This is a genomic window from Allobosea massiliensis, from assembly GCF_042655245.1.
Classification (GTDB): domain Bacteria; phylum Pseudomonadota; class Alphaproteobacteria; order Rhizobiales; family Beijerinckiaceae; genus Allobosea; species Allobosea massiliensis.
Genome location: NZ_JBHSLU010000160.1, coordinates 1 through 735, shown reverse-complemented (window position 1 = coordinate 735; position 735 = coordinate 1). Strand labels below are relative to the sequence as shown.

The following is a 735-nucleotide window of genomic DNA, read 5'->3' as shown; positions in this document are numbered from 1 at the left end:
CCCATCGTCAGCCTGCCAGCCGTGGCCGCCTGACCAGCCCGACCAAAGCCGGCACGCGGTGGCTCTGCGAAGCTACACCACCAGCAGGGACACGACCGCTTCCCGCAGCATCGGGACCCGCCCGAGCTTCCTGAAAGCCCCCTCGTGGAGCACGACAGCCTCCGCTGCCACGCGGTGAATGTCCAAGCCGATGATCCGCATGCTCCTCTCCTCGTTCGGTCAAAGACGGGGAGCTTGCGGGCGACACGACAATTACGGATCCGCGCTCGCAGCGCATCCGGGCTAGTCGCAGGGGCGGCCAGATAACGACCTCGAACTCGCGGTTCATGTCAGTGCGACGGCCTGCCCGCACTTGCGTGCTCCCGGTGCCCCGAGGCCCGGATCGGCCGAAGCTAGCGGCTTCGACCGGTCAGAGGAACAGCGGCACCAACGACATCATGCCGGATAATGCCTTCATAGAGTCGTTCAACGGGGGAAGTTCCGGACCGAATGCCTCAACGCCCTTGGTTCATGAGCCTGCCCGATGCCCGGGAGAAAGTGGAGGCTTGGCGTAGGGAGTACAACGAGCTACGACCTCATAGTGCGATCGGGAACAAGACCCCGATATCGCTCGTCAATCGGCCACCGGCATGCAGCTGTCCAGCGACATTCGGAACTGACCCCTTTGCGTCATGAAGAACTGACCCCCATGCCGATTGCCTTTAGGCGGTTGCGGATTGCGGCGTCGCAGCGGCC

At 63.9% G+C, this 735-nt stretch carries 1 protein-coding gene and 1 pseudogene; one reads left to right on the top strand and one right to left on the bottom strand.

From position 1 onward, the window contains the following. Positions 1-72: 72 nt before the first annotated feature. Entirely contained in the window at positions 73-201 is a 129-nt protein-coding gene (locus ACFPN9_RS28955) for a hypothetical protein (protein WP_377818003.1), read from the bottom strand. Between the two features lie 242 nt (positions 202-443). Here ACFPN9_RS28955 and ACFPN9_RS28950 point away from each other — a divergent pair. Beyond that, positions 444-675, top strand: a pseudogene (locus ACFPN9_RS28950) (integrase core domain-containing protein); the annotation flags it as partial. Positions 676-735: the final 60 nt, after the last annotated feature.

Bases quoted from the DNA above. Each gene is read 5' to 3' on its own strand.
- ACFPN9_RS28955 (WP_377818003.1), bottom strand. From the start codon at position 201: ATGCGGATCATCGGCTTGGACATTCACCGCGTGGCAGCGGAGGCTGTC.